Origin of the sequence: Sporosarcina newyorkensis, assembly GCF_900167515.1 — a bacterium.
GTDB lineage: Bacteria > Bacillota > Bacilli > Bacillales_A > Planococcaceae > Sporosarcina > Sporosarcina newyorkensis.
On sequence record NZ_FUYJ01000001.1, the window covers coordinates 409,844 to 433,197 of the forward strand.

A 23,354-nucleotide genomic window follows, 5' to 3' on the forward strand; every position below is an offset into this window, starting at 1 on the left:
AGCACAAAAGCTGGGGAAATCTATATTACTACCCAAGCATCTAGTTATAACGTGGGTGCTTTAGCATCGGTAAGTTATTTAAAGCGATCGATTGCAGTATTATCTTCACCCTTTCTAAAACCAACATGCCATAAAAACGTATTTATGGAGTTAAATTCGATTGAGCATTTTTCATTTTCCTATACTGCCTGATATCTTCAACAACAGTAAACATAAGAACAATCCATAGAATAGGATTGGACAAAGATATTCCTACTTGGGAAACGCCCCCAAGCAATGTAAATACTATAATTAAAATGAACAAATACGATGTAAGTGTAACTTGCCATGCCAAATTGAATGGCAAGGAAGATTCATTTTAATACGATTTAAATAGAATCCAGAAAATAAGATCATTAGAAATAGTCCAATGAAAATTGGTGTTGATAGTCGTAAAAATTTGTTTAACTCAGGAAAGAAATCATAAATCAGTAACATTGTTATAGAAAGTAGAGTGAATACAGAAAATATCCAAGCTTTATTTATCATCTCAATACCCCCCTTTAGCTTATATACGAAGGCTTGGAAGCGCTGGTTTCAACTTCGGTTTACCCATTTACCAAAACTCTAATTCATATATATATTACCAGAAATAGTTCCCTTTCTCTCTCACTTATTGGAAATAAATAGATGGCTACCAGACTTAATAAAAATTCAGCTAACAACTTTCTGATGTCAACTACAAATTTCCCCAACTTTACGAAAGGAAAAAGATGGGCATGCAAGACAATTCTGATATAATCTATAGAACAGCTGTGTAAATGAAAGTCGCACAGTATTTGCATGACGATACATAGGAGACTTGCCGTTAATTTTGTCCCTTCAAGAAAGGCTAGGTTGTCTCAATGAGTAAAATAATGAAAGTTGTTGGGGCCGTTGCTATCATAAATATACTGGCCAGGTTGCTTGGTTTTTATAGGGAAATTGTGATAACGAATCAGTATGGAACGTCGAACACAGCGGATGCCATTGCAACAGCGTATACGATTCCAAATTTTATTTATCTTGTGGTGGGTGGTGGATTGACGACAGCATTTATATCTGTCTATCATTCAACGACATCTGATAAAGCCTTGTATGTTCGAAAGTCGCTTACAACTGTTCTTGCAACTGCAATTTCCGTAACTGCTGTATTAATCATCTTTGTAGATCCGACTTTGAAACTGTTCTTCAAAAACCGGGGTCCTGAAGAATATGCATTGTTACGCACCCTATATCTCTGGATGATGCCGTCCTCAATTATTTTAGTCCTATCCACGTGGATGAGCGGGGTACTGAACGTAAACGGGAAATACAGCCTGTCGAGTATTGCGGTTCTTCTATACAATACAGCCTTTGTCGGAATTGCTGTCTTATTAACCAGTTATTTCGGCCCTGAATCATTTGGGATTGGTGCATTATGTGGTGCACTGTTGATGGGCGGATTTCTTTATATAGGGCTTCGAAGATCGAGACTTTATTCATTGAAACCATCTTTTGGTATGACGGAAGATATGAAGAGGTTATGGGTGATCGCTTTGCCGATACTGTTTGGCGGAGCTTCGTTACAATTCTATATTCTCATTCATCGGATTGTATCTGAGCGTTTTGGAGAAGGAGTGATTACTTCAGTTAACATTGCTTCGAAGTCGACCGGTTTACCGCAGGCAATCTTGATGACCGCGGTGACAACCGTCATCTATCCTCTTCTTAGTAAAAAAGAGGGAGAAGGCAACATCGAGACAATCCGTGCACTTTATAAAAAAGGAATGATTTATCTATTTGCATTACTTGTTCCGGCAACAGTTGTCGCTTACGTCTTTGCAGAACCGCTAATAAGTCTCGTTTTTGAACGTAGAGAATTCACAAGAGAATCCGTCTTATTGACAGTACCTATATTTCGTGCATTTTCTCTGTCAATGTTTTTCCTTGCAGCCAATACCTTCATCACTCGATTCTACTATGCAAAAGCCAGTTCGATGGTGCCGGTACTATTTAGCGTGATTAGCGTCTTCGGCATTAATGTAGCAGTTATTTATTTGATGATGGACTCATTTGGTGCGTCGTCAATTGCTTATGGTACGGTTATTAGTGCTGCGGCAAACTTCGTGATGCTCGTTGTATATGCGAGGGTAAAGTGGAAATTATAATTGGAGAGATTCTTTTTTGTTTTCTAATAGATGAATAAAGTAATTTGCAGTGTACACTCATTTACTTGATAAGGGATACAATGGAACGACCCACAGGCTGTTCCATTGTGGTTTTCTCAAAGATACTCTTTAATTCTTCCCCCTTAATCTTCTGATATATGTAATTAAAAGTATAACTAAGAATAGAAATGCCACAGTAGACACGATCCCATGTCTGATATAATTTTTTTACAAAAACATCGAGTGAAGATTTCATAATCGTTGAACTGCCACCATTCTACTTGTTAACTCAATTGAGTTAATCTGTTACTGATCTTTTCCCATTCATGCACATCAGTGAAATGCCGTGCCATCTCATTTGTCTGAGTAGTTACACTTTCAGGATAATCTAGAACCTCCAGCAGTTTGATGGCATTCCTTGTTGTGGAAGGTCCTTCGTGAACTTTATAATCAAATAATACTTTACCGTCTTCAATCGATTCTCTGAAATGATAATTGCTATACAATTCCCCTGCAATTTCTGTTAACTCACTATCATGCGATGCGGAGATACTTTCAATCGTGTTTGTTCCTTTTAAAATCTCGTCGATAAATAAAATTATTGGTTTCTGTTCTTTACTAAGCTTATTGATTCTTTTAAGTGCTCAAAAAACAATCTCTCTAGTTTTCTTCTTTATCGCTGTTAGTGCACATCTGTTTGTGTTACGATTTTTATACGATAAAAAGATGAGAAAAAGGTGAATAGAGTGGGTATATTAGTTCCAATTGGGATTGGTTTTGGTAGTAACCTTATTATTTACCTTATAGTTTTGGGCATTTTAAAGGATAAAAAAAGAGCAACTAGTTCAACAGTCATGTCAACGATCTTATTAATTGTCGCTTCTTTTATAATTGGCAGATGGCTTGGAATGGGATTGCTTGTGATAAGTTTTGGAATGTTAATAGCCGCATTTTTTTTCCGCTTGATAAACTCACTAACGGATTCAGAAAATAACGCAAAGAAAAGTTAGAATGGTATAGGTATTAAAAATAAAAATAAAGCACAATATAAATTGCTTCACTTGTATCTACTGGTATGAATAGTTTATTCCATATCCAAGAACATAGGTTTGTGTATATTTGCTTGAATAAAGAAAGTATGTGCTCTATAATCTATTTTACCATTTAAGAAGTCAGAATAAATCCAATATTAGTATTTAATATACAGCTATCACAATTACATATACGGAAAGAGTAAATAGACGCTACTCTTTAGTAAAGAATATCGTCTATTTACTTTGGAAGGAATCAATTTAGATTTTCTTGAGTGAAGGATTGCACGTGTGCCTATTATTCTTGGTCAACATTTTCACCATATAACGCTTTAATCGACTTTGCTATTGCTTCCAAAAAGGCTTCCTCTTCCTGTGTCAGAATGGTAGGAAACGTAAAATTCACACTATCAGCTTTCATTGATTCTTGTGCTTTCTGCATTTGTTTTGCCAATTCCTCTTTGTCACCTACATGTTTCATTGCAATCTCGGATAATTTTACGGCCACTTCAAACGCTTCAGGTGAATGTGGAGATACCCCATCCCTCATCAATTGCTTGATTGTCGATAACCAATCTAGCATTTCAATATCCATTTGAGCTCGCTGCTCTTTCGGAAGGGAAACAAATTGTTCAGCCACGTCTTCTGGATAGTATTCTTTCACCCATTCTAGTTGATCTTGTTCATTTTCCATCTTAAAAAGAAGGGAACTTAACACTTTCCATGTAATGGGCTTTCCTTCTTTCAAAAGAAATTGTACATGCTCAACTGCTTCGATGGATCGATTTAACTCATCTCTCTTTTCCGTTAGGAGTGCATGCTGCCAGGGCAATGACTTTTCAAGTTGTTGAGATGTGTCTGAGTCGTTATCAATTAAGTTTTTGATTTCCTGTAACGAGTATCCTAAAAACTTCAAGGACTGGATTTGCTGCAGTTTCGTTAACTCTTTAAACCCATACAACTTGTGACCAGAGGCATTTTGCTTTGTTGGTATCAGTAATTCTAATTTCTCGTAAAATCTTAACGTTCTAACCGTTGTTGTGGTACGCTTTCCAAATTCACTAATTGTGAAAGCATATTCTTCAGTATCCATAAAACTATCCCTCCATTACTATTGGTGTAACTTTAGTTTAACGTGTGACGTAAGGGAAGGGGCAAGCTAAAAATAATTAGAATTAAAAAATCCCCCCTGTGATGTGAAGAGTTCAGGAGGGATTTCGTCATAATTAGATGAAAGATCTTTTAAATTTCGTTCTTTGACTTTATTTACATGTTGAAAATTTCTTAACAAACATCATGACTGATTGTCCAATGTATTTTAAACACAAGTAAATTGTCTACTTTGTAAAGTTAAGTTCCCACGTTATCCCATTTCTATCTGTGACAATAGCGTGTTTCGCCCCCCAGAATGTGTCTTGGAGCTCCATTTTAATTTCTCCATCCTTGGCCAACTCTTCATAGACGTTGGTAATTTCCTCTTCACTTTCAAGATCAGGACCAAGCAAAATGCTAGTACCTTGTACGGTTTCCTCACCAAAAACGTCAGCCATATACAAAATACAATTTTCGTTAATATGTAATTCAGCATGAATGTACTTACCTTCATACCCCTTGAACATTTCAATGCCATCCGATAACTGGGTGTTTTTTATTTCTCCGCCAAAAACTTCTTTATAGTACTCAATTTCTTCTTTACAATTTTTAATCCTTAAATGTGGTACAATTCTTTTCATTTTAATTCCTCCCTATTTTTGTTTGGTACCTATGCAAGTTTCGTTTATAACAATTCAACTACACTTGTGCTTGATGCTTAACTACAAGGTGTCATCTCTGTCGATTACACGCCTATGTCAAGTCTGTTTGCCCACGGCAAGAAAAATAACATGATCAAATTACTGTCTTAATTCAGGTAGCTGTAAAAAAACTCCTTCTATAAGTACTGTCGAACCAGGCAGAATTTCAATTTCTTTCCGTATAGCCATCCGTTTCCTTATTATGTAGCTCGATTATCCGCTTCAACTTTCCGCCTTTTCTTAGTAGTTCCTGTAGCTCGTTGATCAAATCAATATACACCTTTGGCAACTTCACTTTTAACTTCTGATCTGGAGCTATATTCTGACTAATACTTTTAGCTCCAGTTTCAATGGCAAAATCTTTTGCTTTCTGTAAGGGCAATTCCCCTAGTTTTGATACGCTATTCAGATCTTCAATTGTAGCATTAACATGTAGGATGTCTGTGCGTCAAACTATTATGTTTGTTTTTTACACAGGCACCCTATAAATTAGATGTATTTATTCCTTTCGCCATCCATTCTCTTCCCCATCCGCTCAACCATAACACCGGCATAGCGGTTATAAAACGGCATGTCATCTTTTTTCCCCCACCTGACGAGGAGATGCCCGATAAACACTAGCCAGACAAGCAAGGAAAATCCAGCCAGCCCAAAAGCAGCTAGGTTTAGAATGACGTCATCTTTCATTTCTGAAGTCAAGACTCTACTGGTTGCGGAAAATAAAAACGGCATATACAAAATCCAAAATCGTCGATTGTATCTCCTAAATTGACTTCCTTTTATTGCGATAAGCCGAGCACGAATGATTTTTCCGCCGATTGTCTGTCCCCTCCAAACTGCCGGAAGGATAACGATCAAGAAATAAAAGGCAACGGCAAAAATGAGGGCCTTGCCCAATGTACTCGTCGGCGCAAACAATGGACTTATGAGATTAGCGAGCAGTTTAGCTACCATCACATTTAACAGCACTTCAAACAGCTGCGCGCCAAATGTCGCCTGCTGCTGTCCATCGTAAAACTGTTCTTGCCTGTCCAAGGCATCTTTCGACGGAATGAACATCAGAAAAAGCGGGGCAATCAAGAAACCCAGAACGGCGCCGGCTGTATTCGCCAGTAAATCATCAACATCAAACACACGATAAGGGCAGGCAAACAGGTCGAATACAGCGGTTCGCTGAGTGATTTCAAAAAACAGCGAAACGCCTAACCCCATCAATGCAGCGTATTGCCACTTTTCCCTATTCTTAAAGAAGTACCGTATATAGACACCTAACGGAAATAGCAGAAGAACATTGAAAAATCGGACATAAAAAGAAGGTGCCGACAGCAAATTAGCATACGTAGAAGGAACAATCCAATGGAAATTAACTTCCCGTTGAATATCCCGGATAAATTGGAACGGACGCGTTTGGACAAGAATCTTGCCGGACGGAACTTCTCCGCAGTTTTGAAAACTGAAAGGCATCGGAAAAATGACTAAAAAGTACGCACTTAAGCTGTAAAAAATAAAACTGACAAGAAGTGCCGTTTTCCAAAAGCTGAAATACCCGTACTTGCGGTATTGAAAAATGGAAAATGGCAATGTCAGCAATACGGCAAGGAACACAAAAACGACGCCGGCAATGAAAATAGGCATTAGATAGGATTGCATTGTTTATCCCTCTTTTATTTGTAGTGTGAACGCCAAGAACAGCTTATTAAGTACATACCCTTTTTCATTTAAGAAACGCAATGGTTGGTAGAATGATTTTAAATTCATTGCAAGCCATATTATTATTGTCTGCATGTTTGAATTTACCATGCCTGACTAATGAAATCTCCATACTAAATCCTTCTTGCCATGCGAGCATTGTTCAATTAAATAGGCCGAGTGCGATCTATAGCTGTTAAACAATCTTCGCCCATTAATTGAAGTAGATTAATCTGTCTTATTTTCTCTTTTCGAACTTGTCTTAAGTCGAGATGGGGTTAATAGTGGTCGATAAAATAGTAACTTAAAAATTCTTTAAAACACACTACTGGTGGATTTTCTGTACAATGCGTATAACCAAGTGCACCAGTTAATTGGAACGGTGAAACTATTTATCAATAAAATGATGGGAAGGAGATATTGCAAATAGTAATTCTTCTCCAATTAAAACTTTTACCTATTTTCATTCGTATTCACTATTAAAATAGGTAAAAGTTTATTGGCAATAGACCATAGACCATACCTAAATGCAATAGGCGAACGAGAGGTTGATGTTTATGAGGAAGAAATCCTGAAAGTTACATAATGAAAAGAATGAAAAACGACTACGAATCATTCTTCTCTTTTTAATGGTCATGATTGTTTTGGTTATAATAGGGGGCAGTTTAATTACAACCAATAAGTTTGGGATGGATCTTTATAAAGCATTCGTCTATCATTTTATTGGAATGTCCTTTTTGTTTGCTGCTGGTTTGACATTCTGTTTACTTATTCTGTATCACGTCTTTTTGATTACTGTTTATAATCCTCAGAGGATCAAAAAATCATCAGTCATCAAATTTGCATGTGGTGGGATATTTACCTTAATCATTACCATAGTTTTATTAGTTTTCGGTGGAACTGCAGCTAAAAAGTCTATCCAGAGTATGAAAGATTATGAGAATGGCGAATGGCAAGTCGAAGACGTATTGGTTATGGATATATATAGGGGATCTCGTGGACATAAAGTGTCTTTTCGTTCTAATAGTGTACTAATTGAAATCGATAAAGGTGAAATGACACTCTATTTTGAGGATTCTCTAATATATAAAGGGGAGAAGTATCGTTTCACTTATTTAGATGCAACAGACACGATTATCAAGGTCGAAAATATCATAGAGTAAGTATTTCAATAGTCTATTTTTTCTCCATCATTAACTAAAAACCAAAGCTTTGGGTCATCGCCATATTCAATGATGTTGGCTTTAAATTCGTTTCCACCTTCAGTTTTAATACTTACTTCCTCTATTTGGAAAAACGTCCATCTTCTCAATTAGACTTAGACTAACCTTACTTATTGAGCCAATATGAAAAAGCCACCTTCTTAATCGAGTCGGTGGCTGTTTATTTATTGTAAGAGCTGTTCATTAACTCACTTTAAATTGGCGATGTGTTTTCCGGATTTCTTGTACAAACAACTGAAATCGTTCATGAGTACATCCTTAAAACATCGATTCAATTGCTGAACGGGCTTGATTACTCAATAAGAAAAAGCTGCGCTGTAAAGGCAGCTGATTGTTCAACTAAAGCGCCCGATAACAGTATAGTGAATTACTGATTTCTAAAATCAAACTTATCTTTCGGTACATCTAGCGAATGTCCATTAATCATTAAATTGTCATTATCAAGCCACTTTATATCTGCACTATCTTCCTTGTGATTCCAGTAAATATTCTTCGCTTTTCTATCTTTTTGATTAAAGACTAACTCGCCACGTACTGTATATGACGTTGTAGCCCCACCGTTAGCAACGTATGCCTTTAACGTATACTTACCATCAGGAGAACTTTCTTCCGTAAGATACTCACTTGTCGGCAACCTATTCATATTAAAGAATGCCCAATATACTCCATAACCAAGTAGCCCTACAAAAAGCAGCGCTACTACTCCAATTGTAAAGAAAATCGTTTTATAAACTTTCTTTTTTTCGTTTCTTGGTACCTTTTCAGTCCCCACTAAAATACACCCCTATCCAAGAATCTGGCCCGATAATGTAAAATGGGCGCTTCTTTATGCTGTTAAAGCCCCCGATTCTGGAATTGTAGTACTCAAATTTTAACACTTTTCTTAACCAATTTGTCTTTAACATTTAATATCAGTTCAAACAAGAAAAAAGCTAATAACCCACTCCAAAAATAAACGTTGGAGAGAACAAGCCACTTTCTTTAAATAAATAATAAAAATAGTTTACGGCAGAAACTAGCAAGTAAGCATAAAAACCAAAAATCATTCCTTTTTTAGAGTTGAATGATTCCTTTTCACTCATTTTCCTGAAGAACATTATTTGTCACTTCCCTTAACTTTACAAAATGCCCCGATTCAAGCACAGCGTTTATTCAGCATCTGTGCCCGATTGCTTTAAAGCTTATTGGTTAGAAGCTTACTCTTCCTTTCGTTCTCCTTTTGCTTGTTGCCAAAAGAAACCAAAGAAAATTAAAGTGGCTAAAATAACACCAAACAAAGTACATGGCCATCGAACCTCAGATTTGAAAACCCAATCCTTAATCAGAAAAATAACAAAGCACTGAACTACGAAAATAACGCTTTTTTGAGTATATTTTTACTAGTCATAGAACCTCCATTCAGAACAAAGTGGCCCGGTTGGTGAGAGGAAACAAAGCCTTGTAGTAGAATTGCGGATTTTTTCTATACTCGCCTATTAGTTTTATATAAAAATGAACCTTAAATCTTAGCCAGTTGCTTTTCATCACACGCCCGGTTTCGCTTCAAACATATACAACTCATCTCCGTCCAAAAACAGTATCCATTTCTCCCGGTTGCTCACCAATTCCGGTTCGACAGCCGTACCATTCGGCTTGATCAACTTAATTTCATGAACAACCTTACATTCATCACCTTCACGCTGCATCTCAAAAAGTGACCGACCCCATCTTTCCCGATACGCAATGATGGTATCCCCGTTCACCGCAAACGACTGGAAACCCAGACCTTCGGGCGAATAATACACTGTCCGTCCGTCTTTTCGTACTCCAATCTTCGAATCAATACTGAAGAAAAACCAAATCCTGTTTTCAGCATCACTGGTAAGCGCTAAACACTCAAAAATGGAATACTCCTTGTCCTCTTCCATTGAGTCGATCTTATGACCTGACGCATTCCAGCCAACAAGACCGCTACGACCGATTGGTTCCTCCCAGCCATAATTGCCGAAAACCCCTTCATCAAAGTACCCTGTCCAAATTTCCTGGTTCTTCGTAACGTACACATGCTCAATCCCATCGCCTAGGCAAAACGACCGGATCAAACGCCCATTTTTATCATACACCCTTGCGTTTTCCTCAATATTCTGCGCATCATGGTAATACGATCGCGCACCGACAAGCAATATATGTCCATTATCGATCGGCTGTATATAATGATAATTCCACTTCTCTTCCGGCAAATGCACAACTGTCTTCTGACCGTCTTTCACATGGACGACATGATAACTATAGCTTTCTTCCGTAACCGTTGCAGGAAAACAGCCATTAATTAAAGGTGGCCGCTCTTCCGCCAGCAGGACGAATAGATCGTTATCATGGCCGATGGCAATCGAAACAGGATTCGCAGATTTCAGCTCTTCGTTCAGGTTCACTATAGGACTTGAGTGTATTTCGATTGTTGAATTCATTTTTTCCCGTCCACCTTTCTTGGATATAAAAGAGTGTTTCTTAACTCTGGTAGAATGTCCTGTTCTGGCAGGTCTTTGCAGCAAACGTGCTCGATAGTTGCAAACCAATAAGCACGCACCCTTAATCATCGTGTATCTTGTCTGAATAACAATTTGAAAATGTAATCTATAATAATGCCATAGATTAACCACACGAAAAGATGCACCAATAAGCCTGGAAATAAGATTTTGGAATGTTCGCTATCATAAAGAAAATCGTGAATGTTAAGCGCCCAAAATGTTTTTCCTAGCAAGGGATCAAGGGCGAATATTATATCTTTAACTGGGTTATACAACAGTTCAATTATATAATGAATCACCGCCAATACAGGCAGCCAAAAAGAAAAACGTTTCAAAAATGACATGAATTCCCCCCTCGACTTCTTGCCAATTTCACTATTAAATAAACCAGTTATCTAAGAACCAGTACAATTCATTTCACACGACAACAACATGGCATCATTGCAACACAACATTATGAGGCAATAGTGCTCGATTCTCGATTATTGCTACTGATGGCAAGGCGCATTAATTTATAGTGGTTAAACAAGTGTATTTTCAGCATAATTGTGGTAAGGTGAAGATATAAAAAAAAAGACCGAGTGCTGTGAACACCCGGTCAGTGCAGCTGACATCCGCTTGAAGTGCGGTTGGCCAGTAATCAAGGTGTTTTCATAAAGAGTAACTACCCTGCTTTCTTGCACGTTAGCGGAGGGTGGTTACTTTTTTCTATTGATGAATAGAGCAATCATCGCTACAATCACTGTTGCCATTGCTGCGAGGAACATTCCAAATTGGAATAGCATGTTCATTGCTTCGTATGTCACCATGTAAACACCCCCTTTCACAAGGGAGTGCCAACCGCCCATCCGCTGTTATGTAGCTGCTCACTCTATTCTATCACTTTATCAGATAGAATAGAGTGAATTCTGCAAACATATAAACGCCCTTTTTAAGAAAATGGCTAATCATTGAATATCCGGCCCTTCTTTATGTCGTAAAAGCGCCCGATAATTTAATAAATTAATTCAACGCTTCTACTTGTTTTTGATAAGCCTTACTAAACAATATAATATTGCCCAAGGAAGAATAAACTGTGTAATCCACTCCATTACACTTGGGAGCATATACAAATACCGTATTTGTACACTAAACAACTCTAAAATAAACCAAATTATTAACACAAGTGCAATGATGTAAAAAGTCTTATCTAATCGTGTTTTCCCCATAAACACTTCCCCCTCTAAGCTCTTCAATCTTGCCCTTTTTTGGTAAACATTTATGCGACAACTGCGCCCATTAACCGAAGAATACAGAATAAACTACAAAAGCTACTACTAATACCAAAATCATGATCCCAGTACCCTTCCAACCTAATCCACCGACCAAATCGGAAAGATTGCTTCCGTGAATACTGCTCGCAGGATGTTTTAATTCCTTCTGCCTTAGCCTCTCTCTTTTCTCTTCAGGAGTTTCGTTATCTCTGTTCATTTCTTCGCCTCCTAAGAACTATAATCTGCAAAGTGGCTTAATTCAGGCACAACGTTTATTCAACATCTGCGCCCTTTTGTAGAAAGTCACTTAAACACGGTTTAAATGTGTTTCTTGAAATTTTGTTGGATATTTTAGCCCGTACCCAAACATCCGATCCATCCCAATATGAGCTATCCAAATTAAGCTAATCATCAAAGCAATATTGTTATGCGTCGTTAATCCAAAGATCAATAGTGCTGCTGGAATGGTGTACGTATGAAATAAGTTATACAGAATCGAACCAATCTTAACGTTTTTTAAATACCCAAGCGCTGCCAAGTCTGGTGCTAACAATAAAACTAGAAACACGATCCAGCTAAATTGTAGATGGAAGTAAAAATAAATGCTCAACGCCAGAACTGCAAACCCTTCAACATGCAGTAATATTTTATTCAAAAGCCATTCACCCTTCATATTCTTATTGTAAGCCCACTTTTCTCAGCTAAAGGCACTAACTGCCGAATGGGCGTAGATCTGCTCCACTGCAATCTGCGCCCGCTTGAGGAAGATTTATTAATGATATCTTCTGTTCAAGTTGTGACCTTTTCTATAACTCCAAAAAACGTAGCCACTAAGACATAGCTGCACCATGCCAATAATTAAAAAGGGGCCAGTTACCATATACATTTCACCAACGGCAATGTACTGAAAAGCCAAACCGAACAAGAAAATTGTTCCCATAACAGCAGATGCATACCAAGAACTCTTCTGTTCTTTTTTAAAACTTAACACTGCTGCTATAAGATTACCGAATCCAAATAGGACGATCGCTAAAATCCCAGGCATAATCCAACTGTTAAAAGGAAGATTGGACACCCAACTGTCGGGATACGGATCGGCAAAAAACGTTCCATTACTCGACGTTATCATTTGGACTCCCAGCCAAATTGCACCCATCGCCAAAAATACATCATAAATGCCCAACACGGTTGTACTAGTTTTACGCATTACCTTCCCCTCCCCAAATAATGACTTATAAACGTTTTAGCATAACTGTTAAACAATATGACTCATTAACAGAAGGGCGTATCTTATTTTCTTTCATTAATAAATGTATCCACCATCCATTCATTAAATTTTTCTTTCTCTTCAAACTGCGGATAATGAGCTGACTTCTCGAAAGTAATAAAATGCTTATCTTCGGCTGCAATCGTATCGAAATATTTTTTTGCTGCATTAGATGACGTCATGTAATCGTATTTACCCATAACAAAATATAAAGGACTGTCAAGAGTTGATACAATATCTGGTAACGGATTTTCCAGCATATGATTTACCAGCTTCTCTTGAGAGTACCCCATCCCATAGTTATAACGAATGACATCTAACAAATTATACTCGCTGCTTAATAATGTTCCTAAAATATCACCATCGGGGTTATCGATGATTCTAGTAGATCCGCCATATTTCATTACGTATTCCCTCGGGGTAACTATTTCACCGTTTCCAATCTGTTCAGTTAATCCTTGTAAATATTCTATATCATCAGGATTACCAGCCTTTTCAGCTTGGGTAATGCAGTAATTCAAACTTTCTTTCTCGCTTTCTATTGTATCGCTCATCTGACCAATCCCCACATACGCTTCATACTTCTCAGGAGATTTATTGGCCGCTTGCATGCCAATGTATGTACCAGATGAATGAGCCATAAGGATAACCTTTTCTTTCCCAAGGTGTTCAGATATATAGTCTGTCAATGCCAATAGGTCATCGACCAATAAATTCGTTGATAGATTGGAATAGTCTTCAAAAAAGTGATATGACTTCCCGCTTGCTCTCTGATCGTAATTAACAACCGTGAAATTAGATTCCAATAAATCTTGGTATTTAACAGCGTATGGTGTTTCTGGTGATCCCGGTCCTCCATGTACTACAATAATGACAGGGTTATCCTGATCCGTTCCACGTATCATGATTTCATGACCAGTGCCATTTATCTCCACTTGTTCTAATGTACTAATACTGTTATCTCCTTTTATATTTGATGTCCATGTGGGAAATACGAGTCCTATTGCGAGTAATGATAAAATAGCAATTGCAATGCCTAAAATGTATTTCATTGTTTTCTTTTTACGCTTCATGTAATTTTTGTTTCCTTCCTGATCCAATTAAATGACCCGTTTGCCTGATCCCGATTTTTATAACTTTCGATAGAACTTATGCATAGCGAAAAAACCATATACAGCTAAAACGAAACCTACAATGACAACCAAACTGACGAATGATAATCCAGACGTATCAGCTTACTCCTAAAGTAATCGACTTTCTCGTTATACGAGTAAAAATGGAAATAGTTTCAACAAATGGCTTAATTGAAGCACGATATACAGTAGCCATGCTTTTATTTACTTCTTAGTACGTCGTTTCAGTGTTATATATCCACCGCCCAAAAATAATGCCACAATTAATAGATAGATATATAGTTGATTAGTGTTTGTTGAATTTTCAGTCGTCAAGTCAATTGATATTTGTTCTGTCGATCCTTCTCCTTTCCCTAGATCCTGCTTCTCCTGATCAGCTGCTGACAAAAGAGTAGTCCTTGAACAAATACTTGCATTAAGGTTGCCGGCATTTTCATGTGCATAGACTAAATACTCGTTATGTAAGCTAAATTCAAAGCCGCAACTTTCCGAACTTCTTTCTGTGTAGACAACAACCTGTGTTTGATTGATTCCTTTCCATGATTCCTCCACTTCAAAAACTACAGCAATTGGATCAGCAGATGATTGAATTGAACTATTCTGATTCTTATCTGCTATCTCGATGACTTTCCCTGAGAAAACCGCTGAACTTTGTGTCATTTCTTCTTTGACAGTACCTAGCTCAACACAAGAGCAAGCATAACTTGTATTAGGTAAATAATTAAATACGAAACTAGTAGTATTATAAATAAAATTATAAACTTAACTCTAACGATTTTTGCATTTCCCTTTGCCAAAATAATCCCCCCGATTGATGAACTCCTTAATTACGAGTTATATCCGTAAGAAACTGCAAAAATTAATGCTGCTAAAAACAAACCAAATATAAATACACTTAAAAAAATAATCATCCCAACTATACTCCTGGTATATTGGAAATTATTCTCCAAGTCGCAAGCAATAGAATTACATTAAAATTGAAAGGTGAATAGAGCGTTCTTTGATTATGTACCACAAATACACTTTGTTCACCTCTACTTCCTTGCTTAATTAAATAATCTGCGCAGCCCTTATTCGGCAATTGCGCCCGATAATGGAACAGTGTACAATCCATTGATTTCCACGAAGATTATTTTATGTTTAATTTTTCATACTCATCTGTACATACTTTTTCTTTGTTTCCAATTGGAACAGTATACGTTGTTAATCGAACTCTTACATCTTTGCTGTACTCGCCAAATGTACTTTGGCCAATATTTTCTGCTGGTATTTCTGAAATTTCACCGTCTTTATTAACGTAATAGTACTCAATATTGTGGAAACCTGAGTTTATCTTACCTTTCCAACCAAAATCAGCAGGTGAATTAGTCAAAAGAATTCCGTCTTTATCAAGATGATACTGAATAGTGTGTTTCCTAACTTCGAGATCATGAACACCTCTAATGTTGTAAACAATACTGGCGCATCCTTCAAAGCCTTCAGGTATATAAAATGCTTCGTCAAATGGCCTTGATACCCACCAATCTTCGTTGTAAGGTTGAAATGTATTTAATAAATCTTCTGTGTTTTCATACCGAAAAGCATTTATCACAGAACTTGTCGCGCGCGCCCGTTTGTGTAAGAACGTTTACGAAATATTTGACATTCTTTACATATCCCTATCGACTAAGTATAATAGACCTGTAAAGTCGGTTTCAATGAGCATTTCAATTATATATAAGAGGTGAATTTTGTGAGTGCGGTAGTTTCTAAATAAGAAAACATTATAGGAAATAAGGAAGTATTAACAACAGGGGATTTCAGTTAGTTTCACGCCCCTTATTTTGTTGTGGACTTATTTCCACTTATGAAGATACCTACCATACTTTACAAAAAAGTGCATCACTTCATGATTAGAACTATCGTTATTGATGGTTTTATTTATGTATTTTATTTTTGCATTGTAAACGTAAGCTGCGGTGGATACTGCAGCTTTTTTATATTTATATTCAACTCATTGAAATTTCCTGCTAGGTTTCTTCATTGCTGATCTATTCATCACATGGAGGAGAATGAAAAACATGAATGAAAGTACTTTTGAAAAATTACAGTATAACGAACTAAAAGAGATCATAAAATCTTATTGTGTTAGCGGTCTAGGCAAACAACTATTTGATAAATTAATTCCAAGTTCTAACTTAAAAGTAGTCAAACATCGATTAACTGAAACATCTGAAGCACGTGCCATTCTGGATGCAGGTGGTAACGTACCTTTCATGGGTGTTTCCAACATTGAACATACAATTGACAAATTGGAAAAGGGCATAATTTTAACTCCATCAGAGCTTTTAAGTATTTCCGATTTTTTAAGAGGTTGCCGAAAAATAAAAGTTTTCATGTCCAGTAAAGAATTTTTTGCTCCGACATTATCGTCCTATGCCAATTCCATGACAGAATTCATGTCGGTAGAAGAGGATATTAACTTTTCTATAAAAAATAATCAGATTGACTCGGATGCCAGTAAAGAACTCAAACGTGTTCGTCATCATATCCAAACAACCGAACAAAAAATAAAGGAACGATTAAATAAATTTCTCAACAGTAGCACAAACAGAAATTATATTCAGGAATTTATAATAAGTATCAAGAATGGTCACTATACCATACCAATTAAATCCTCCTACAAAAATCAAATACAGGGAACTATCATTGAAATATCATCTAAAGGTTCGACAGTCTTTATGGAACCTAGTGTGGTGGGAAAATTAAGTGTTGAATTAGCAACATTAAAATCCGAAGAGGCCATGTTGGAATATCAAATACTAGCTACTTTAACAGGGTTAGTGACTGAAAACCTTCAAGCCATTCATATTAATATTGGGCTTATATCCCAGTATGATATGATTTTTGCTAAAGCTAAATACAGCAAACATGTGGATGGAATTGAGCCAAACATAAACGATTATGGGAATATAAAATTAATAAATTGCAAGCATCCATTACTATCGGGTCATGTTATACCGCTGCAGTTTCAGATTGGGAGCGATTATCGCAGCTTAATCATAACTGGACCTAATGCCGGTGGAAAAACAATCGTGCTGAAGACAATTGGCCTTGTTACTTTGGCAACTATGTCTGGGTTCCATATTACCGCTTCGAAAGAAACCGAAATTGCAGTATTTGAGCGTATGTTTGTCGATATCGGTGACAATCAGAGTTTAGAAAATGCACTTAGCACGTTCTCTTCTCACATGAAGAACTTATCAGAGATACTTCGATCAGTAAATAACAATACCCTGTTACTATTTGACGAGATCGGCAGCGGAACAGAACCAAATGAAGGAGCAGCATTAGCAATCTCCCTCTTAGAAGAGTTTTATCTTAAAGGATGTATTACCGTTGCAACAACGCATTATGGAGAAATAAAACGTTTTTCCGAAATGCATAGTGACTTTATGAACGCCGCTATGCAATTTAATAATGAAACATTGAATCCATTATTTAAACTTCTCATCGGGCAGTCTGGGGATAGTAATGCTTTATGGATCTCTAGAAAAATGAATGTTCCTGAAAATGTTCTAAAAAGAGCAGAGGATTATATGAAAAATAAAGAGTATCGCTTGGAACGATTAAATGAAAGCAAAATTCTAAGGTCAAAAACAGAGGTTGAGAAAGTTAAAAATAATATCGACTATCAAAAAGGAGACCGGGTAAAACTGCTTGACCACGATGACTTTGGAATAGTGTATAAAGAAAAGGACAACTATTCTAACGTTACTGTGTATTATCAAAATCAATTTATTGAAGTAAACGAAAAACGCTTGGTATTAGAATTAAAAGCTGAAGAGTTATATCCAGAGGGCTATGACTTAGACACTTTATTCATTGACTACATTACTAGAAAACTAAATCATGAAATAGAGCGAGGATCGAAAAAAGCACTTCGTAAAATCCAGAAAGAAATTCGAAATAATAATAAGTAAACAAAAGATTCCCACTTTCATACGAAGGTGGGAATCTTTTGTACGTTAACACGCCTGCCGATTAACCACATATTGGAAGCTCTCATCCCCATCTTTCTCTAAATGTTTTTTCTCAATACTTCCATTGGTATAGATACCATTACTGTTTCCCCTATCTTATTGTTCTTTTGGGTTTTATTTAGTTTTTTAAACTCTCTAAAAGTATCGTTGTTTTTTATAAAATTACGTCCTATTTGTTAAAAAGACCTTGCCTTTACCTTTTTCGGAAGTTTCTACGACACGAACCGCTTCTTTTACTTTTACTAAATCATAGTGAGAGTCCATTTCCGTCAGTTTTAATTGGTTATCATTTAGTAATGTCAGTAAATGATTGAATGTTTCTTGCCACGTATCCGTTGAAACATTTTTATTCCAATGCCGCAAGTGAAAAATGTTCGCGTGTACTTTTGCTTTTTTTTACAATATCTGCCCAGTTTACTTGGATTCCTGATAACAGGCCAATCGTTAAAAACTTTCCATTAGGACGTACACAAAAAGCCAATTCGTTTCCAGATGATCCGCCTACAGAGTCAACAGCAGCATCTGCACCGCATCCGTTGGTCAGCTCCATCACCATCTTTTGTAGAGGGGTTTCTGCTGCATTGATGACATCAGTAGCGCCCAGATCAAGTAGTTGTTCTGTATAGACGTTATTTCGCGTCACCGCAATCAAACGAAAACCCAAGACCTTCGATAATTGAGCAAAAATATGCCCGATGGAAGAACCGCATGCATTCACCAATAACGTATCATTCGGTTTTAATTGTAAAACTTCTGTACTCACAATCCACGCGGTAAGTGGATTGATGTACATCTGCGCAGCCGTAAAATTATCGATAGAATCAGGGATAGGCACTGCCCATTCCGCTGCTGTTTTGACGTATTCCTGCCAAGTACCTTCCCCGCGCAAAGGTAACACGCGCTTTCCAATAAGATGTTGAGAAACGGAAGCGCCTACATCTTCCACAATGCCGACACCTTCATACCCCGGTATATTAGGTAAAGAAATTCGATGAGCATACGCTCCTCTAATTGAGATTAAGTCAGATGGGTTAATAGGACGTGCTAACATCCGAACAAACACTTCATGATCCTTCGGCGGTTCGATCCTTTTATGTTCAATTTTCAATACGTCTAAAGGACTTCCAAACTCGTGAAATGTAATACATTTTGCATCCAATTCAATGAGACCTCCTTCATTTACGGTACTTAGCGCGCTGAAGATGATCTGAAAATTACCTACATTAGTTTCGATCAAGTCTCTCTTTTGTAGCTACTGAAATAAATTGAATAAGAAATCAGCTATGTATGTTTCCAGTAATGCGGCTAGCAGAATGATCGGTAAAACAAAATAAACATATGTTTTCCAGTGGTCAAGAGTCTTTTTTCTAAGCGATATACTGATCTTATCCTTACAGATCAGAATGATTCTCCTTCACATGTGCACAGATCATAGAACGATTCGATTGCGGCATGGATAATGATTTTGCTAAAGATAGTTAAGCTTTTTACTTGATTTCATTAATAAATGTATCAGACATCCATTCATGAAATTTCTCTTTTTCTTCAAGATGCGGGTAATGAGCTGATTTCTCAAAAGGGACAAAATACTTGGATTCGGCTTCTATCGTATCGAAATACTTTTTTGCTGCATTTGATGTGGTCATATAATCATCTGTACCCATGACGAAATAGAAAGGGATTTCAAGTTTTGTCACAATTTCCGGCAATGGATTTTCCAGCATATGGCCTACTAACTTCTCTTGAGAGTACCCCATTCCCATATTGTAGCGAATAACATCCAACAAATTATATTCATTGCTAAATAAAACTCCAATATTATTGCCATCAGGATGATCAATTTGTTTTGTGGATCCGCCATATTTCATCACGTATTCTCTCGGAGTGACCATTTTGCCATTTTCAATTTGCTCTGTTATCCCTTGTAAATACTCCACATCATCAAGATTTCCCACTTTTTCAGCTTGCGCGATACAGTAAGCCAAACTTTCTTTCTCACTTTCGAGTGTATCACCCATCTGCCCAATCCCAATATACGCTTTATATTTCTCAGGAGATTTATTGGCTGCTTGCATGCCAATGTATGTACCTGACGAATGAGCCGCAAGGATGACTTCTTCTTTCCCAAGACGTTCTGCTATATAGTCTGTCAACGCTATTAGGTCATTAACCAATAAATCCGTGGATAAATTGGAATAGTCCTCAAAAAAATGATACGACTTCCCGCTTGCTCTCTGGTCGTAATTCACCACAGTAAAATTTGTTTCCAATAAATCTTCATATTGAACAGCGTAGGGTGTTTCAGGTGATCCAGGTCCGCCATGTACAAGAATCATAACAGGGTTATCTTTATTCGCTCCACGTATCATAATTTCATGTTCCACCCCATTTATTTCCATTTGTTCTAGTGTACTTATACTCGCATCACCTTTTATAGTGGATGTCCAGGTGGGAAAGAAAAGCGCTATCGCGAGTAATGCTGCGCTGGTGAGGGCACTATACATAAGGTATTTCATAATTTTCCTTTTACGCTTCATATCATTTTTTATTCCTTCCCGATTCAATTAATAAGTTCGGTTCTGGTACAGCCTTGTATCATCAGTTCGCCAGCAGGCAGAAATCGCTCAACCTCATCTATCAATATAGTGAGCAGATGCCAGAGGATTACACAACTTCATATACATCTCCTCTGCTGGAAAATACCTGCGTTCGTACTTGCTAATAATCTCTTCCTTCGTGCCGATATAGACATCTCTGTCGATTACACGCTTGAGTCTCGTCTGTTTGTCGACTTCAAGAAAAATGACATGATCCACATACGGTCTTATCTCAGGACGCTGCAGAAAAACCCCTTCGATAAGTACGATCGAGCCAGACGGAATGTCAATTTCTTGTTCGATATAACCATCTGTTTCCTTGTCATAGAGCTCGATTGTCCGCCTCACTTTGCCCCCATTTTTTAAGGGGACTAACAGCTCGTTGATCAAATATTCATAGCGCCATTGCAAATAATAATAGCCATACCACTCTTCATACTCTTCGTTGTAACGGATCTTTTTAGGATGAATGAAATCATCCAGATGAAAAAGGTGCACGCCTTTTATCGCCTGCTGAAGATCCCGCGCATATGTCGATTTTCCTGAACCTCCCAAGCCGTCGATTCCGATCACGACGGTGTAGCCGGTATGTAAGTTGGGTAAATTTGCTGACACGTTGGAACTACCTCCTTGCAAATTCTTTTTACGACGTAGCCCTTAGTCTGCTGATATGCGTGACGAAAAGTAGAAGTAGAAATAACAAAGCCACAGCAGACAATAGTACTCCCATATCAGTTGAAATTCCTTTTTTAAAAATGAGAGTATTTAAAAACAAAATGCCAAAAAAGATCATGGCATGAAACACAGTATTCTTAGAAATTCTCATCTTCCCGTATCCTTCCCTTCCAACTAATGGTACGGAAAACACCAAGTGAAGGTTTCATTTTCAATCTGGTTGTGGAATTGCCATCATTCTGTTCATCAGCTTCCATTATGATCTTGGAATACTTTTGCGCGTTCTCTCAAAGAGCTGTAATATGAACCCCCCCGTGTGCGGTAAAGAATTCAGGAAGGATTACGTAGTACTTAGATAAAAGAGCTGATTTATAAATACCCCCTCGATAATGAATCGATTCAGCAAAAGTGCCTGTCCGTTGAATAGTCTTTTATAATATGGATTGAACAAAGTTATCCAGTAATTCATTAAATTCTTCATGGTTATCATAATTTGCATTGTGAGAAGCATTACGAATTACTTTTAATGGATACCCCCTTTTTTCCGCCCAGTTATTACAATACTTTTTTATATAGCCTGTTTTGTCGTACTCTCCATAGGTGATCAGGACTGGACAATTAAACTGGACTTCATCTTCTACTTTTAAAAATTCATCATAAACCGCCCAAGTTGCCGTTAGCATGTCTTGTTTGCCTAAATGAAGCAGCGTATTGTACATACTTTTCCTTGCTTCTTCTGTTAGCGTAATGGCTTTTGCTCCTGCTTTACAGTAGTAACTAAACGGGTACAGTCTAGCAATGGTAGAATAATGTTTAATCCAAAAGAGTTCTGAACTTCTGTAATAACCTTTACCAAAAGGCGTTGTTCCTATTCCTATAAATCCTGTTACTTTGTCTTCGTAATCCCGAATGAATGACTGGGCAATATACCCGCCTGCTGATTGTCCCACTAAGACGATTTTATTTATGTTTTCTTGTTCAAGTATAGTCAATAGCTCCTCGTTAACATTCGTGAAAGAAAAATTAGTATAAGGTCTTGATTTTCCATGCAGAGGCCAATCCCAAGTTATCAACTTATACTTATCAGATAAATACTGGACTTGCTTATCAAAAAGTGTGTGATTTGCTGTTAGTCCGTGGCAAAAAACAATTGCAAATTCATTGCGGACATCCAATTCATTTGTCCAGTAATAAACTGTTCCCTCTGATGATTGTATCTTTTTCTCAATCATTGGTGAGACCCCCATATTCATGTACAGCTCGTGTGCAATAGGCATATCTAAACAATTCAACATCTAGAAATTAGCTTCAATCTCTAATAAGTACCATAATTCCTTTAGTTGCTTCCTTCACATGTACTCCATACAACAACCCTTTTTTAGCATATACATTTAGAAGTGTGCTTACTGCCAAAATGGTTCTAACCCACCTGAAAAAATGCGGATTAGAACCATTTTATTTTTCGAACAGTTGCAAACCAATTATCCGTTTCTGTTGAACTTTCATTCAACTGTCTCATTAAAGAATCTAGTTATCGTCCGGCAATGTAACCGATACACCGCGTTCTGCAAAAACTTTCTTTGCAACGGTTAAAGCATTTAAAACACTCGGGAATCCCGTATACGGGATCAGGTGCATGATGCAGCCTACAATTTCATCCGGTGTCAAGCCAACGTTCAACCCGGTCTTGATATGCATCTCAATCTGCGGCTTTCCCTGTGCAACAAGCGCTGTAATGGTGGTAAGGACTTTCTGCTTGTTATCCAATCCCGGACGTGAGTAGATTTCTCCAAAAGCGAATTCCACAACGTATTTGCTTAAATCGGGCGCAATGTCTTTAAATCCTTCCCCAATGTCCATCTCGCCGGTTGGATTTTCATCACCTGATAACGTAAGCTCCTTTAATTTCTCTAAACCTCGCTGGTAACGATCTTCTGTCATTTACATAACCTCCCTGATACGATCATTCGCCATTTTTAAAGCGCTTCATGCCTCA

General features: G+C 37.3%; 22 protein-coding genes and 1 pseudogene. 4 read left to right on the forward strand and 19 right to left on the reverse strand.

Features of this window, described 5'->3' with window-relative positions:
- Positions 1-884: 884 nt before the first annotated feature.
- Positions 885-2,168, forward strand: coding sequence for a murein biosynthesis integral membrane protein MurJ (murJ, locus tag B5D59_RS02220; protein ID WP_078816688.1), 1,284 nt, complete (start codon positions 885-887; stop codon positions 2,166-2,168).
- Positions 2,169-2,452: 284 nt separating this feature from the next.
- On the opposite strand, the gene B5D59_RS02230 is transcribed toward murJ, so the two are convergent.
- Positions 2,453-2,674, reverse strand: a complete 222-nt coding sequence (locus B5D59_RS02230; protein WP_078816690.1) for a hypothetical protein — start codon at positions 2,672-2,674, stop codon at positions 2,453-2,455.
- A gap of 240 nt (positions 2,675-2,914) precedes the next feature.
- Between B5D59_RS02230 and B5D59_RS02235 the strand changes: the two genes are divergently transcribed.
- A complete protein-coding gene (locus B5D59_RS02235; protein ID WP_078816691.1) occupies positions 2,915-3,178 on the forward strand; it encodes a hypothetical protein in 264 nt (87 codons plus the stop codon).
- Between the two features lie 319 nt (positions 3,179-3,497).
- On the opposite strand, the gene B5D59_RS02240 is transcribed toward B5D59_RS02235, so the two are convergent.
- The 4 genes from B5D59_RS02240 to B5D59_RS02255 all read right to left on the reverse strand — a co-directional run bounded on the left by B5D59_RS02240 (position 3,498) and on the right by B5D59_RS02255 (position 6,642).
- Positions 3,498-4,292 carry a MerR family transcriptional regulator gene (locus B5D59_RS02240; RefSeq protein ID WP_078816692.1) on the reverse strand — a complete coding sequence of 265 codons (795 nt, stop codon included), beginning with the start codon at positions 4,290-4,292 and terminating at the stop codon, positions 3,498-3,500.
- 244 nt (positions 4,293-4,536) lie between these two features.
- Complete coding sequence (locus B5D59_RS02245) at positions 4,537-4,932, reverse strand: VOC family protein (RefSeq protein WP_078816693.1); 396 nt, start codon at positions 4,930-4,932, stop codon at positions 4,537-4,539.
- Positions 4,933-5,158: 226 nt separating this feature from the next.
- The gene (locus B5D59_RS02250; protein ID WP_078816694.1) at positions 5,159-5,374 is read right to left on the reverse strand and encodes a hypothetical protein; all 216 of its coding nucleotides are present in this window, start codon (positions 5,372-5,374) and stop codon (positions 5,159-5,161) included.
- Between the two features lie 107 nt (positions 5,375-5,481).
- Positions 5,482-6,642, reverse strand: a complete 1,161-nt coding sequence (locus tag B5D59_RS02255; RefSeq protein WP_078816695.1) for a VanZ family protein — start codon at positions 6,640-6,642, stop codon at positions 5,482-5,484.
- Positions 6,643-7,418: 776 nt separating this feature from the next.
- On the opposite strand from B5D59_RS02255, the gene B5D59_RS02260 reads away from it, so the two are divergent.
- The gene (locus tag B5D59_RS02260; RefSeq protein WP_139365927.1) at positions 7,419-7,844 is read left to right on the forward strand and encodes a hypothetical protein; all 426 of its coding nucleotides are present in this window, start codon (positions 7,419-7,421) and stop codon (positions 7,842-7,844) included.
- A gap of 427 nt (positions 7,845-8,271) precedes the next feature.
- On the opposite strand, the gene B5D59_RS02265 is transcribed toward B5D59_RS02260, so the two are convergent.
- The 9 genes from B5D59_RS02265 to B5D59_RS02310 form a co-directional block, all read right to left on the reverse strand.
- Complete coding sequence (locus B5D59_RS02265; protein ID WP_425441322.1) at positions 8,272-8,676, reverse strand: DUF5412 domain-containing protein; 405 nt, start codon at positions 8,674-8,676, stop codon at positions 8,272-8,274.
- A 751-nt stretch (positions 8,677-9,427) separates the two neighbouring features.
- Positions 9,428-10,351, reverse strand: a complete 924-nt coding sequence (locus B5D59_RS02270; RefSeq protein ID WP_078816697.1) for a hypothetical protein — start codon at positions 10,349-10,351, stop codon at positions 9,428-9,430.
- Positions 10,352-11,109: 758 nt separating this feature from the next.
- On the reverse strand, positions 11,110-11,220 hold the full coding sequence (locus B5D59_RS18410; RefSeq protein WP_245799421.1) for a putative holin-like toxin: 111 nt from the start codon (positions 11,218-11,220) through the stop codon (positions 11,110-11,112).
- A 469-nt stretch (positions 11,221-11,689) separates the two neighbouring features.
- The gene (locus B5D59_RS02285) at positions 11,690-11,881 is read right to left on the reverse strand and encodes a DUF6366 family protein (protein WP_009496547.1); all 192 of its coding nucleotides are present in this window, start codon (positions 11,879-11,881) and stop codon (positions 11,690-11,692) included.
- Between the two features lie 90 nt (positions 11,882-11,971).
- On the reverse strand, positions 11,972-12,319 hold the full coding sequence (locus tag B5D59_RS02290) for a DUF4260 domain-containing protein (RefSeq protein WP_245799422.1): 348 nt from the start codon (positions 12,317-12,319) through the stop codon (positions 11,972-11,974).
- A gap of 117 nt (positions 12,320-12,436) precedes the next feature.
- Positions 12,437-12,871, reverse strand: coding sequence for a hypothetical protein (locus tag B5D59_RS02295; protein ID WP_078816700.1), 435 nt, complete (start codon positions 12,869-12,871; stop codon positions 12,437-12,439).
- A gap of 83 nt (positions 12,872-12,954) precedes the next feature.
- Positions 12,955-14,004, reverse strand: coding sequence for an alpha/beta fold hydrolase (locus tag B5D59_RS02300; RefSeq protein ID WP_078816701.1), 1,050 nt, complete (start codon positions 14,002-14,004; stop codon positions 12,955-12,957).
- A gap of 264 nt (positions 14,005-14,268) precedes the next feature.
- A complete protein-coding gene (locus tag B5D59_RS02305; RefSeq protein ID WP_245799423.1) occupies positions 14,269-14,724 on the reverse strand; it encodes a hypothetical protein in 456 nt (151 codons plus the stop codon).
- A gap of 469 nt (positions 14,725-15,193) precedes the next feature.
- A complete protein-coding gene (locus B5D59_RS02310; RefSeq protein WP_078816702.1) occupies positions 15,194-15,655 on the reverse strand; it encodes a DUF6843 domain-containing protein in 462 nt (153 codons plus the stop codon).
- A gap of 469 nt (positions 15,656-16,124) precedes the next feature.
- Between B5D59_RS02310 and B5D59_RS02315 the strand changes: the two genes are divergently transcribed.
- Positions 16,125-18,026, forward strand: coding sequence for an endonuclease MutS2 (locus B5D59_RS02315; protein WP_078816703.1), 1,902 nt, complete (start codon positions 16,125-16,127; stop codon positions 18,024-18,026).
- A gap of 222 nt (positions 18,027-18,248) precedes the next feature.
- Here the strand turns inward: B5D59_RS02315 and B5D59_RS02320 are convergent.
- From B5D59_RS02320 to B5D59_RS02340, 5 genes and pseudogenes are all read right to left on the reverse strand, one after another.
- Positions 18,249-19,245: pseudogene (locus B5D59_RS02320) on the reverse strand (zinc-dependent alcohol dehydrogenase family protein).
- A 328-nt stretch (positions 19,246-19,573) separates the two neighbouring features.
- Positions 19,574-20,623 (reverse strand): alpha/beta fold hydrolase, encoded by a 1,050-nt coding sequence (locus tag B5D59_RS02325; RefSeq protein WP_078816704.1) that lies wholly within the window; start codon positions 20,621-20,623, stop codon positions 19,574-19,576.
- Positions 20,624-20,716: 93 nt separating this feature from the next.
- Positions 20,717-21,298 carry a nucleoside/nucleotide kinase family protein gene (locus tag B5D59_RS02330; protein ID WP_009496534.1) on the reverse strand — a complete coding sequence of 194 codons (582 nt, stop codon included), beginning with the start codon at positions 21,296-21,298 and terminating at the stop codon, positions 20,717-20,719.
- 491 nt (positions 21,299-21,789) lie between these two features.
- Positions 21,790-22,590 (reverse strand): alpha/beta fold hydrolase, encoded by an 801-nt coding sequence (locus B5D59_RS02335; protein ID WP_245799425.1) that lies wholly within the window; start codon positions 22,588-22,590, stop codon positions 21,790-21,792.
- 295 nt (positions 22,591-22,885) lie between these two features.
- A complete protein-coding gene (locus B5D59_RS02340) occupies positions 22,886-23,299 on the reverse strand; it encodes a carboxymuconolactone decarboxylase family protein (protein ID WP_078816706.1) in 414 nt (137 codons plus the stop codon).
- Positions 23,300-23,354 lie beyond the last annotated feature (55 nt).